Source organism: Paenibacillus sp. FSL M7-1414, from assembly GCF_038003195.1.
GTDB classification, from domain to species: Bacteria; Bacillota; Bacilli; order Paenibacillales; family Paenibacillaceae; genus Paenibacillus; species Paenibacillus amylolyticus.
Genome location: NZ_JBBOOS010000001.1, coordinates 3,658,292 through 3,671,578 on the forward strand (window position 1 = coordinate 3,658,292; position 13,287 = coordinate 3,671,578).

Consider the following 13,287-nt stretch of genomic DNA (forward strand, 5'->3'; position numbering starts at 1 on the left):
CATTGTGGGGGCATCTTTTTGTTCAAATCATGTACAAAGAGAGCTTATTACTGCAGCCCGTGGCGGACAAGCCATTTGGATATCTTTAGAAAATGGAAAGTCTAATGATCTTATCGTCAACAATAACAAAATGATAATCCAATAATAGCGGATCGGGTAGACCCGTCTTATCGTAGGTACCATCCAGCTTGCATGTTAACACAATTTCATCACCTATTTTTTTGGCTTTTGTTGGCTCTAACGTTACATTCGCCGCGAAATGGTTTTGATCACTCCATTTCCGAATCGCCTGTTTGCCATTTCGCTTTTTTCCTTCATCCATCACAACGGCATTTTCTGAAAAAAAATCTACAAATACTACTGGGTCTGGCTTGTTAGATGCAGTAATGTATTTGGCAATTACAGACGGTAAATGATTGAGATCCATATTGTTCTCTCCCTTTATTAATTAATTATTAGACGGTAGGGATAGTTCCCCCATCTATGACATATTCACTACCTGTAATAGATGCTGCTCGGTCTGAGACCAGAAATGCGACCAGCTCAGCGACTTCTTCAGGAAATCCTGGCCGACCAATTGGAATACCTCCGAGTGAAGTCATAAGTTGTTCAAGGGCACTTTCTCGACTTCCGGTTTCAGTTGCGATCCGATCAATTAATGCGTCAGCTGCTTCTGTCTGAATAAACCCAGGAGACAACGTATTTATGCGAATTCCTTGTGGGGAAAATTCATTTGATAATCCCTTGCTATAATTAGCCAGCGCGGCTTTGGCAGACGCATAAGCCAATGTAGTTTCATATAAAGGCAAACGTCTCTGGATGGAAGTGAAATGAAGAATAACGCCTGAATTATTTTCTAACATAAGTGGAATTAAGCCACGATCAAGTCGAACTGCTGCGAGTAAATTCCAATTTAATGTATGAAGCCAATCCTCATCACTCAATGCAAGTGCGCCTCCTGGTGGTGTCGTTGATCCACCTACGCAATGGACGATAATATCGATACCTCCAAGTTGCTCTTTTACTGCTGTAATTATTTGCTCTACACCTTCAGGTGTGGCGACATCTGCTTGCACAAATTTGACCGAATTTGGCAAGTCAGCAGATAGGGAACGGGCAGTAGTAAGAACTGTAGCTCCGCCGTTTGCAAGTCTTTTCACAACTGCTTGCCCCATTCCCTTTGTTCCTCCGGTTACAAGCACCCTTTTACCTTTAAATTCTGATACAGAGAACTCAAATTCTTTATGCATAACTATTCCTCCTAGTGATGGTATTCGATGATTAATTTGAAATTGCTCTGTCTCTAAACCTTAATGTGTTGTTCGAGAGGAGCTAGAACTAATACTACACTTGCTACTTTCATAACGTCCAATTTATTATAATAATAGAAATGATGAATATTATTAATATATGGAGGGTTGTTTTAATGGAACTTACACAATTGGAATACTTTATGACCGTTGCACAGCTTGAACATATGACCTTAGCCTCCAAAAAACTCGGTATTACTCAGCCAGCGTTAAGTCATGCAATTGCCAAGCTTGAAAACGAGATAGGAGCTCCTTTATTTGAGCGAAATGGACGAAATATTAAGCTGAACCGAAACGGTACTATGTTCTCTAAATGGATTGGTAGAGCCCTACATAATATTGAAAATGGTCTAAGAGAAATCGAAGAGTGGTCCAATCCGGATACTGGTGTGATTACGTTGTCTTATCTAAATATTCTCGGTGTTGAATTGATCCCTAGCCTAATTCGAAGTTATCAATTGAAGTATCCCAAAGTTCGGTTCGAATTGACACAAGGGAACTTAGGAGATATTGATGAACATCTGGAGCAAGGATTCTCGGATATTATGATTACATCGAGGGAATCTACTTTGAATAATCATCACTGGAAGACGATTAAAAATGTTCCTTTATACATTGTTGTTCCCTCCCAACATCGTTATGCAGCTTGTAGCGCTCTTAGTTTGGCAGAGCTGTCTGGCGAGCCATTTATTGGATTGAAAAACAATTGTGGATTAAAAGCAACGATCATATCCCGGTTCCGACATACCGGATTTTTTCTTGCTTCGGCTTATGAAGCGGAGGACCTGATCACTGTAGCCGGTTTTATAAAGTCGGGTCTAGGTGTATCAGTACTACCTAAGACGTTGGGGTTGATGTTAGATGAATTGGTCTGGATCCCTATTATTGATGAAGGATGGTACTGGGAAATAGGATTAAAGTGGAGAGATGATCATAATATTTCCCCAGCAGCGAAAAGGTTTATTGAATATGTGGATACTTTACATCAAGGAGAATGACCGTCAAATTTTTTAGTTTTGAAAAGAAATTCTGAGAAAACAATCATACTTTATTGTATTTGAACACAAGGAAAAAATCCTTTTACAATCATTGGCAGTACGTTATAATACAATCACCAGGTAGATTGCCCAACAAAAAAGTGAAATATTGTAATATCTAGTCACACCCGGCTCATCATAGTTCTTTGAGCCGCATAACACAACATAATAGATATCGGAGGAATGGTTATGGTCAAGAAGAAAATTTCCACAGCCCTCAGCGCAGCTTTAATTGTTTCTATGCTGGCTACTGGCCTAATAGTCACTATCCAAGGTAACACAACGTTAGAGGTAGCGAAGTCAGCAGGGGATAAAAAGGTTGAAGTTGTTAAAGCATAAGCGAGCCGTTAATTTATTTAGAACATGTTAAGAGACAAGAGCATATTCCTATTGAAGTCGCTATTTTAGCGGCTTTTTTTGTTTTATCGGTAATATTAGGTTTAATACTAACGATATTTTGCTGAACAAGTAAAGAGAAGTTTAGATACAACCTTTTTTTACATTTGTAAACCAATGGGTTTGAAATAATAAAGAAATGATTAGATCAACTTAACTAAAAAATTGTTATTTTCTATAATCAGCCATAAATTGTGCAAATGTAAACCAAAACATATATATACATAAAAAATAATGTTCATTTATACAAAAATACTTTGACAAATGAAAACAGGTGGCTTATTTTGTTAATAAGGAATGCATATTACTTCTTTGAGATTTTAAATAGCCTTAAGGGAGCGTGAATAAAATTAAAAAAGTACATCTATCAGGTGAAAATAATATCAGCAAAGGTCCAGAAAACTTTATTTATAAAAATGAATATAGACCGCAAATACATTATTCCCCTAAGGAAAATTGGATTAACGATCCTAACGGAATGGTTTATTACGAAGGAGAATATCACCTTTTCTACCAATATACTCCCCATGATACGCAGCCTGACTTCGGCAGAATGCATTGGGGGCATGCAGTAAGTAATGATTTAGTACATTGGGATGAACTTCCACCAGCCATCTCGCCCGGGGTAGATGGAGCGATCTTTTCGGGAAGTGCGGTAGTCGATAAGAACAATACAAGCGGATTCTTCAACGAAGCAGGATCAGGATTGGTTGCAATTTATACTAATAATGATAACAGCACTCAACCCGGTAAACCGCAGGTTCAAAGCATCGCTTACAGCAAGGACAAAGGTAGAACCTGGACAAAATATGAAGGTAACCCTGTTTTATTCCCCACGGAGACGCTAGACTTTCGAGACCCAAAGGTATTCTGGCATGAAGAATCTTCAAACTGGATAATGGTTCTTGCTGTTAGCGACCGTGTAGAATTTTACACATCTTCGAATCTTAAGGATTGGTCTTATGCAAGCGGTTTCGGTTCTGATATTCCGGGCATCCATCGTGGAATTTTTGAATGTCCTGATGTTTTTAAACTCCAAGTGGATGAGGACCCTAATACCACTAAATGGATTCTGACACTAAGTGTCGGAGATAGAAATGGCGTAAATCCAAACGATTCAGAACCACCCGCAGGCGGTTCTGGCATGATGTATTTTATAGGTCACTTTGATGGTAAGGCTTTTACACTAGATGAAACATTGGAATCATTCGATACAATCCAATGGATAGATTACGGATCTGACTTTTACGCGGCCGTGACCTGGGACGGTATCCCGAATGAGGATGGGCGAAAGATTTGGGTCGGCTGGATGAATAATTGGCGTTATGCTTCCACTCTTCCTTCTAAAGAATGGCGTGGTCATATGTCCATCCCACGTGAGATTCAGCTCAGGACGTATTCGGAAGGACTTCGCTTAATTCAAGCACCCATAACTGAGTTAAATCAACTCAGAAAATCAATTCTGTCTCTACAAGACATTACGATTAAACCAGATATGAACGTTTTGTCTGCTGTTTCTGCTGCAAAGATGGAAATTATTGCGGAATTCGAAATTGGTAATGCAATAGAATTTGGGTTCAAGGTGCGAAAGTCTTCCTCTTCCAACCAGGAGACAGTCATCGGATATAATGTCTTGGATGAGGAGTTGTTTGTCGATCGAACGAAGTCAAACGCTGTTGATTTCCATCCTGATTTTGCTGCAAAACACAATGCCCCTATGAAGCCAGAGCATAAACGGTTACAGTTGAGCATCTATGTTGATTGGTCAAGTGTAGAGATCTTTGGCAACAATGGGACAACTATCATTTCAGACACGATTTTCCCCGACTCGGGAAGTAGAGGACTGGAACTCTATGCCATTGGCGGAGAACTAAAGGTCGTGTCGCTTCAAATCAATGATCTCGTAAGCATTTGGGAAAATCAACCGAACTGAACTGGTTGTCCAAAACCAATTAAATTTGAACCAACTTCACAATATTATTAGAAAAGAGGGTATGGAATGAAAGATAAATCTAAATTCGCAATATGTCTTCTGATGGCAACGGGATTAACTCTGACTTCAAACGGGATTTTTACATCTAAATCATTTGCGGCTAGTGCTGTACTTGCTGATCAGGAAACAAATAAACAGGCAAAGGAGGAGCTTGATATTTTTGAAAGCGCATCCAAATCAAATACCAATCTGATAGGCTGGCAAGTGAAAGGAAAAGGTGGATTAGAGGATACTTCAGAAGGAATCTTGCTGACTTCACAGCCTAAAGAAAATGTAATGGCCATCTCAGAGACAGTGTCCGATGATTTTATCTATGAAGCTGATGTCATGATCAGGGATACGAAGGCAGATGCAACATTGTTGTTTCGATCTAATGAGGATGGCTTTAGCTCGTACATGCTGCAAATCGTTCCGGAAGCAGGTCTGATTCGATTAAGAGATGCAAGAAATGGAGATGGGAAATTAAAGGAGGAGCGTAAAGTTTCTGTTGAAATGGGGCAAATCTATCATCTCAAAGTGAAGGCAGTGGGTTCCTCGCTAAAAGTATATTGGGGCAATCAATATAAACCATTGATTGATGTTCAAGACATTTCGTATCAAAGCGGAAAGCTTGGACTCCATGTATGGGATGGATCCGCCTTGTTTTCGAACATCGTTGTGAGCGATCTGAAAGGTAATTTGGGGACGGTGATTTCTAGCAAGGGAAAATGGCAGCCTGATATCAACGGCAAAAGAGGGACAGTAGAACAGGGGAGCAAAGCACAGCAAATCTATAATAAAAATGCGACTGATATGGTGTATGAAGGGAATATTACCCTTCGTCCTGATTCTATTGCAGCTCTCGCATTTCGATCTTCAAGCGATGGAGCTGAAGGATATGAAGCTACTCTTACGAAGGAAGGAGATCAGGTCCGTGTAAGTTTGACGGATACAAAAGGAACAGTAATTGCAAGTTCGCAACGTACTTATCCAAGTCAGATGGGAGCCAAACATCATGTGGAAATCAAGGCAAAGGGAGATCGAATTCAGGTCTTCCTGGACGGATACACTACGGCCGCGATTGACGTGAAAGATTCAACCTACAGGAGTGGAAGTACTGGAATCCTCGTAAAAAAGGGGACGGCTTACTTCCAGGATACTTATGTGACGGAACTGAGCCAATATTACAATGAGATATATCGTCCACAATATCACTACACGCCAATACGTGGTTCAGCGAGTGATCCGAATGGACTTGTCTACTTCGAAGGAGAATATCATCTCTTTCATCAGGATGGAGGAACATGGGCGCATGCGGTAAGTAAAGATATGCTGAACTGGAAACGGCTTCCGATTGCACTTCCCTGGAATGATCACGGACATGTCTGGTCTGGGTCGGCTGTTGCGGATATGACAAATGCATCTGGTTTATTCGGAGATTCAGGAGGCAAGGGCCTTATTGCATACTATACTTCCTTTAATCCGGATAGCCCGAATGGAAACCAGCGTATAGGTCTGGCTTACAGTAAAGACCAAGGTCGTACTTGGGAGTATTCGAAGGAACGCCCGATTGTGATCGAGAACCCGGGTAAGAGCGGAAATGAAGCTGGGAATTGGGATTTCCGCGATCCGAAAGTGATCCGTGATGATGAGAATAACCGCTGGGTTATGGTTGTGTCCGGAGGAGATCATATTCGTTTCTACACGTCAACGAACTTACTTGACTGGACATTGACAGATAATTGGGGATATGGGGATTACGTCCGCGGAGGCGTATGGGAATGCCCTGATTTGTTCCAGCTTCCGGTAGACGGAACATCACAGAAGAAGTGGGTTATGATGATCAGTACAGGAGCGAATCCCAAAACAGGCGGATCAGATGCCGAGTATTTTATCGGTCATTTAACAGCTGATGGTAAATTCGTGAACGATAATCCGGCAGGTAAGGTGTTAAGAACAGATTTTGGTAAAGAATTTTACGCTTCGATGTCTTTCGCTAATATGCCTGATCATCGCACAGTGATGATGGCGTGGATGACGAATTGGGACTATCCGTTCGCTTTCCCAACGTCCAATTGGAAAGGTGAACTAACCATTCCGAGAGAAGTATCATTGGTAACAACCAAAGATGGAATTCGGATGGCGCAAAGTCCAATCAAAGAATTGGAATCACTGCGTAAACCGTTGTACTCTGCTTCTAACAAGTCGGTGAGTCCTTCTTCCGGGAATCTGCTAAAAGGTATTATTTCAGGTGCTTACGAAATTGAAGCTGAAATTGAAATCCCTGAAACCATTACAGCGACCGAGTTTGGCTTTAACATTCGTGAGGGTGCAAATCAGAAGACAGTCGTGGGTTATAAGGCAAGTGATAGTCGTATGTTTGTGGACCGAACTGCATCCGGTGAAACGGATTTTTCTAATCTTTTCAGTAAGAAACATGAAGCGCCTGCGCAAATGGAGAATAACCGGATCAAGATGCGTATTCTTGTGGATGAGTCTTCTGTTGAAGCCTTTGGTAACGACGGCAAAGTCGTCTTTTCAGATGTAATATTTCCGGATCCTGCTAGTAGAGCGATGAGTTTTTACGTGAAAGGTGGGAATGTGAACGTTGTTTCCTTGAAAGTGCATCAACTTCAATCTGTCTGGAATGAGGACATTCCTTCAAAAGCTCAAATAAAGATGGATACGAGCGTTCGGGAACTGGGGGTAGGCGAGTCGGATACACTGCAAGCGATGGTCGAGTATGGACCAGGTTTAGGCGTTCAACCGCTTAAGTGGAATTCCAGTAATAACGACGTAATAGCCATAGACTTGGTAGACAATTCACACGCAGTTATTAAGGCGAAAAAAGAAGGGGAGTCCACAGTCACTGTATCTACTCCGAATGGTAAAACTTCCAGTAGTGTGCTTGTTAAAGTCTCAGGTGGCGAGTTCCGGACAAACCTGAGTGGATGGACTAAAGATCTGTCTGCTGCTTCATGGTTAGTTAGCGCACATGGGATTCGTGGTAAATATTTTAGCGATGCGAATTATATTGCCAAAGAGAAGGCTGGGAATTTTACGTATGAAGCAGACATGATGCTTGGTGAAACAGGAGGGGCAGGTTCTATTTTGTTCAGGGCTAGCGAGGATGGTCGCAGTGGTTATTATCTGAATCTAGACCCTAACATGAAAGCAATCCGTCTGTTCTACAAAATCAATGGAGCATTTGAAGAACGGCAGGTTCTTGCAAAAGTACCAACGTTCATTCAGCCAGGTCATACGTATAAGGTGAAAATAGAAGCGAATGGTCCGCATATTGTCGTTCACGTGGACAGTCAAAAAGTCATAGATATCATGGATGGGACTTTTGCAGAAGGCCACTTTGGACTGAATGTATTTGGCGGCTCCGCATCTTATCAGAACGTCAATGTGAGCAACGGTGAACCTGCAAACATCACCAAGTCCAGCCTTGTAAATACCGCAACACAGAAATCCATTTATACCGTGAACCTTGTCAACGGGGAGCCGGTTACCCTGCAGGATGCAAGTGCAGCTTCCGTCCAGCAGTGGGTATTTGTTCCGACAGGCGACAAAGCAGGTTCGTATTCAATTCGTACTACGACCGGGCAGACGCTTGATCTGGATATAGGGCAAAACAAACTTCAGCTATATCATTATTTAGGGTACAATAACCAGCGTTGGGTCCTTCACGAGAACAAAGACGGATCAGTTCATATTACTTCAGCTCATCATCAAAAAGCATTAGAAGTATCGGAGGATGGGACCGAACTCTTCCTAAGTGAACTGAATCCATCACTTGATCGACAAAAATGGATATTAACGAAATAATAAATTTATTCCATGATGGCGTATCTCATAGATATTCCAATAAAGAAGTGTCGCGGGACGGGAACATGTTCAATTCAAGTCGCTATTATAGCGGCTTTTTTCTTTTAATCTTGTCCTAGCAGAGGTTCGATGGCTAGCGCTATGCGGATTCGTAAGCTTTCAGTTGGATCTTTGAGTTTCACACCCAGGATTTTTTCACACTTTTCCAGTCGATACACCACCGTATTTCGATGAACGAAAAGTTGCTTGGATGTTTCGACAAGCTGGCATTGTGTATCGTAAAAAGCGTTTAAGGTGCGCAGCAACTCTTTTTTTTCATGTTCGTCTGCAATCTGCAGCAGTCCGTTTAAGGTCGCGTCGTAAAATTGTTTCAGTTCGTTGTGGGGAAGCATGTGGAATAAATATCCGATGTCCTTGGCTTGGTAAGATTGGACGAATTGCTTTCGTTTTAGCCAGTAGCCGAATTGCAATGCATTAATCGCTTCTGTATAAGAATGACGAACGCCGAGTACATTTGTTGCAGGTTTGCCAATGCCGATAGACAGACTCAGTCCTGTCTCAACATGCAGCTCTTTAAGCATTCCTGACAACTGCTCGGTGATTTTTGCCTCATCCCACCCCGACTCAGGGATAGATAGAAGAAGACAGTAGGTATCATGTTTGGTAAACATGACGAAGGAATGATCTAACCCACCAAAAACACGTTTGATGTGCTCGTACTGCTCCTCTTGCTCCGTGATATTATCTCCTTTCGGAGGCGCCGAACCTTCGTAATTAGGAAATCTTTGATGCATGTGATGCACCTCGTCATTACGCATGGTCAGCACGACGCTTGCACGCCCCTTGATAAGCCCACATCTCTTGCCGCGGTTCAGCGCCTCCTGCTCAGACGTGATATATCCCTCAATCAGATCGGAGAAGAATTCGTTTTTGTGCCTGCGGGAGCGCTCTTTGACAGCCTGTGATTTAGTCAACTCCATTCCAATGACGTTGGAGGCCTGCTCAAGCGTCAGACCGAAAAGCCCAGTCCATTGATCCGGTGAATGAAATGATAACAAATAGCCTTCGTGGCGGTAAGTTTTTACTGGATATACCAGCATGCAGCAACGCTCTCGGACTGATGGGTTGATGAAGCACAACGAAGTGGGACTAGAAATATCGGACAAGTCTTGAAGTGTATTTACAGCGGCTGCAGTGAGTTCAGCAACACTTGTATTCTGGCTGGAAGCAGAGATAGTTTGCCATTTGTAGTTTAATAGAACGACTGGGGATGAGAACAGTTTGGACAGAGAATCGATAATGCTGGAAATTCCTTTGCCGCGCATGATCATCTCGGAGAATTTTTTGTGGATGCTGAGTGCATATTGCAGTTCGTCACTCTTGTTATTCAGAATCACACTGGTCGATCGCTGCAAAATTTCGCCAAGGGATAGACGGACATCGGAAATTTCGATGATGGGAAATTCGTTCTGATCCGCTTCCCAAAGTATTTCATCAGGGATTGGTAGTTCAAAGCGCTTGGTTTTGATGGCCAACCCCGAGCACTGAAGACGCTGCATGTCCCTGATTAGTTGAATAAACATCTCTGGCTGCTGTTTCATGAAAAAGCCGTTGGTCAGCAAGAGCTCATTCGGCCTTAAAAAGCGAATGATATCCGGACAGTCCATAATGTTGACCGTTTGAACCTCACGTACTAGCCCCTTATGCCCCGTAATCACTCTAGCATCATCGTAAATGCCGTTTTTCAGCAAATCTGTCAGCAGCACATCGACCCATCCCTTTCTGGAACAAGTTATTTTATTGTTAAGTAATATAACACTACGATCATGTGGAGTAAATATCTTTGGTTTGATCATCCAATATTGCTAATTATTTTTATCCTTTTCATCCAATGATTTCTCAGAAGGAGTGAATTATGCTTAAAGTGTTTCTTGCGTGTAATAAAAGCGTACATGAACGGAGGATGTAATGATTGATCTACTTATCACAGATACGGTGATTTCCGGGGATGAAAGGCGAATGGATGTCGGGATATCCTCAGGCAAGATTGCATTTGTCACGCCATGCGGGGAAAGGAAAACCGAAGCTTCTCGTGTAGTGCAAGGCAAAGGGGGCTTATTGCTACCCGGATTCGTCGAGCCGCATATTCATTTGGAAAAAGCATATTTGCTGGATTCCATGGATCGGGAGGCGGAGTCTCTCCAGGACGCGATTCAGATAACATCCAAACTGAAAAGTTCGTTCACAAGGGAGGACATGTATCGTCGCTCGCTGGTTGTCATTCGGGAAGCCGTCAGGAATGGTGTAACCCATATGCGTTGCCAAGCAGAGGTCGATCCGGTTCTTGGACTCAGAGCTGTCGAATCTGCTCTTCGTCTCAAACAATCCTTAAAACATCAACTGGATTTACAGGTAGTTGCCTTTCCGCAAGAAGGGGTGTTCAAGAGTCCGGGGACTGTTGAGCTGATGGAAGAGGCCGTTCGTATGGGAGCCGATGTGATTGGAGGAATCACTTATCAGGATGCAGACCTGGGGGAGCACTTGGATTTTGCATTTGGTCTGGCAGGGAAGTACGGAAAACCGTTGGATTTTCACGCGGATTTCTCGGTCGATTCCAACGACCGTGCCGTTGTGGAAATTGCAAAAAGGACCATTGCTGCAGGCATGCAGGGGCATGTAGCCGCCGGACATGTAACCTCGCTCGGTTCCCTCCCTGAACACGAAGCTTCGGCTATCGGGGAGCTTCTGTGTCTTGCCGGAATCAGCGTCATTACGCTACCGATGACGGACCTCTTTTTGAATGGAAGAGAAGGTCCAGAAGGTTATCATAGAGGTCTGACTCCTGTGAAACTGCTCCAGGATTGTGGAGTGAATGTGGCAATTGGCGTCAATAATGTGCGCAACCCATTCACGCCGTTTGGCAAAACAGACCCAATTGAGGCTGCCTGGCTATTGGCGATTACTTCGTACATGGGTGGCAAACGGGATGCGCTCATCTTGACCAACATGCTGACGCATAACGCAGCACAGGCGTTAGGCATTGATAATTATGGCGTTAAGGTTGGCGCTCCGGCTGATATGGTATTGTTCCGAGAGCGGTCGGAAAGGGAAGTTCTGCTTAATAAACCGGAGGCCCGCACGGTTTGGAAATCGGGATTACAGGTAGCTTGTACTGACTCAAAACTTTTGGAATTACCGTGGTTGTCGGATGGGATGGAAACAATCTAATTATGAAGTAAGGGGATGGAGTTATGGAGAAAGGCTTAACACTCGTGAAAAATGTCAAATGGTCGGAAAACCTGTTTGATCTAACGATTGATCAAGCAACTGGACTTATTGTCAGCATTGAGACTGCCGGAACGGATGCGGATCTCACATCTGTAAATATTGCCGGTAGGGCGACAACCGTGATTGACGCGGATGGGCTGCACTATGTACCGCCAATGACAGATATGCATACCCATCTGGACAAGCATTTTATTGGTGAGCCGTGGAAATCTTTGCAGCCGTTTGTCACGCTTCCCGGCCAGTTGGAATTTGAGAAAAGTATGTTGGGGGAACTACCGACCGGGGCGGGAGAACGTGCGAAACGAATGTTGGATTTAATGCTAGCCCAAGGTACAACGGCAATCCGCACACACGTTGACGTGGATCCGCAAATTGGCCTTTCTCATCTTGAGGAGGTCTTGGAAGTGCGTGAGATGTACCAGGGACGCATCGATATGGAAATTGTGGCGTTTCCCCAGCAAGGCCTGCTTCGATCCGACTCCGTTTCCGTCATGCGGCAAGCGCTTCGTGCTGGAGCCAACTATGTTGGTGGTGTGGATCCGGCCGGACTGGACCGCCGAGTGGATGCCAGTCTGGAAGCCATGTTTGAACTTGCGACAGAATTCTCTGCGGGCATCGACTTGCATCTGCATGACCCGAGTCATCTCGGAATATACACGACCAGCCGCTTCGCCGAACTGACAGAACAAGCCAGTATGTCCGGCCGTACCGCGGTAAGCCATGCCTACTGTTTGGGCCAGGTTGGGGAAACAGAGGTGCGCTCACTCGCAGAAAGGTTGTGTGCGACCGGCGTAGCCATCATGACGAGTGTGCCCATTGACAGGCCTATGCCCCCCATCAAACTGTTGATGGAAACGGGAGTGTCCGTGCATATCGGTTCCGATAACATTTTGGATTCGTGGAGCCCATTCGGAAATGGCGATATGCTCTCCCGTGGGTCACGTCTCGCTGAAGCATCCGGTTGGGTAGAAGACTTCTGGTTGCTAGAAACGTACAAACTTATATCCAATGCGCCATTAACTCCAAAAGTGGGTGAACGAGGCACTTTCTCGTTGGTAAATGCCATAAATGCGATGCATGCGTTGGCGGCGGCTCCTCTACGCGAAGCTGTATTTTCGGGTGGGGTGCTTGTTGGTGGTCGAATGTTTCCCAACAGCAGACAGATGGCAGCCATCCATTCGTAACAATCTTTAATTATACATGAAGCAGCGCATCCTTTTTCAGGTGCGTTGCTTTTTGACATGAAAAGGCTGATCACAGGGCTTATAATACGTTGCTTAATGCAGTGAATGTGATAATACATAACATTAAAATTTAGACAGGCTTTTCTTTTGGTGTAATAATCCAAATGAAATCATTTTTTTTAGTGAATCACACCAATGACTGAGGCTTACTTACATCGTATTATTCATATAAGAACAATTTTGAGTCACATAAACTGACATTCATAGAA

General features: G+C 43.6%; 9 protein-coding genes. 6 read left to right on the plus strand and 3 right to left on the minus strand.

What is annotated here, in order from left to right; translation table 11 throughout:
• Positions 1-85: 85 nt before the first annotated feature.
• Both MHH92_RS15825 and MHH92_RS15830 read right to left on the minus strand, forming a co-directional pair.
• Entirely contained in the window at positions 86-427 is a 342-nt protein-coding gene (locus tag MHH92_RS15825) for a nuclear transport factor 2 family protein (protein WP_340904790.1), read from the minus strand.
• 28 nt (positions 428-455) lie between these two features.
• Complete coding sequence (locus MHH92_RS15830) at positions 456-1,250, minus strand: SDR family oxidoreductase (protein WP_036615385.1); 795 nt, start codon at positions 1,248-1,250, stop codon at positions 456-458.
• Positions 1,251-1,426: 176 nt separating this feature from the next.
• Here MHH92_RS15830 and MHH92_RS15835 point away from each other — a divergent pair, with 176 nt between their 5' ends.
• The 4 genes from MHH92_RS15835 (at position 1,427) to MHH92_RS15850 (ending at position 8,546) form a co-directional block, all read left to right on the plus strand.
• Positions 1,427-2,308 carry a LysR family transcriptional regulator gene (locus MHH92_RS15835; protein ID WP_076253196.1) on the plus strand — a complete coding sequence of 294 codons (882 nt, stop codon included), beginning with the start codon at positions 1,427-1,429 and terminating at the stop codon, positions 2,306-2,308.
• A gap of 228 nt (positions 2,309-2,536) precedes the next feature.
• Complete coding sequence (locus MHH92_RS15840) at positions 2,537-2,686, plus strand: hypothetical protein (RefSeq protein WP_164783315.1); 150 nt, start codon at positions 2,537-2,539, stop codon at positions 2,684-2,686.
• 397 nt (positions 2,687-3,083) lie between these two features.
• Positions 3,084-4,676, plus strand: coding sequence for a glycoside hydrolase family 32 protein (locus tag MHH92_RS15845; protein ID WP_340904793.1), 1,593 nt, complete (start codon positions 3,084-3,086; stop codon positions 4,674-4,676).
• Between the two features lie 66 nt (positions 4,677-4,742).
• On the plus strand, positions 4,743-8,546 hold the full coding sequence (locus MHH92_RS15850) for a GH32 C-terminal domain-containing protein (protein WP_340904794.1): 3,804 nt from the start codon (positions 4,743-4,745) through the stop codon (positions 8,544-8,546).
• Positions 8,547-8,650: 104 nt separating this feature from the next.
• Here the strand turns inward: MHH92_RS15850 and MHH92_RS15855 are convergent, their stop codons facing one another.
• Positions 8,651-10,312 (minus strand): PucR family transcriptional regulator, encoded by a 1,662-nt coding sequence (locus MHH92_RS15855; protein WP_340904796.1) that lies wholly within the window; start codon positions 10,310-10,312, stop codon positions 8,651-8,653.
• A 202-nt stretch (positions 10,313-10,514) separates the two neighbouring features.
• Here MHH92_RS15855 and MHH92_RS15860 point away from each other — a divergent pair, with 202 nt between their 5' ends.
• Both MHH92_RS15860 and MHH92_RS15865 read left to right on the plus strand, forming a co-directional pair.
• Positions 10,515-11,774, plus strand: coding sequence for an amidohydrolase family protein (locus tag MHH92_RS15860; RefSeq protein WP_340904798.1), 1,260 nt, complete (start codon positions 10,515-10,517; stop codon positions 11,772-11,774).
• Between the two features lie 23 nt (positions 11,775-11,797).
• Positions 11,798-13,018, plus strand: a complete 1,221-nt coding sequence (locus MHH92_RS15865; protein ID WP_340904799.1) for an amidohydrolase family protein — start codon at positions 11,798-11,800, stop codon at positions 13,016-13,018.
• The last annotated feature ends 269 nt before the right edge of the window (positions 13,019-13,287 follow it).

Bases quoted from the DNA above. Each gene is read 5' to 3' on its own strand.
- MHH92_RS15825 (WP_340904790.1), bottom strand. From the start codon at position 427: ATGGATCTCAATCATTTACCGTCTGTAATTGCCAAATACATTACTGCA.
- MHH92_RS15830 (WP_036615385.1), bottom strand. From the start codon at position 1,250: ATGCATAAAGAATTTGAGTTCTCTGTATCAGAATTTAAAGGTAAAAGG.
- MHH92_RS15835 (WP_076253196.1), top strand. From the start codon at position 1,427: ATGGAACTTACACAATTGGAATACTTTATGACCGTTGCACAGCTTGAA.
- MHH92_RS15840 (WP_164783315.1), top strand. From the start codon at position 2,537: ATGGTCAAGAAGAAAATTTCCACAGCCCTCAGCGCAGCTTTAATTGTT.
- MHH92_RS15850 (WP_340904794.1), top strand. From the start codon at position 4,743: ATGAAAGATAAATCTAAATTCGCAATATGTCTTCTGATGGCAACGGGA.
- MHH92_RS15860 (WP_340904798.1), top strand. From the start codon at position 10,515: ATGATTGATCTACTTATCACAGATACGGTGATTTCCGGGGATGAAAGG.
- MHH92_RS15865 (WP_340904799.1), top strand. From the start codon at position 11,798: ATGGAGAAAGGCTTAACACTCGTGAAAAATGTCAAATGGTCGGAAAAC.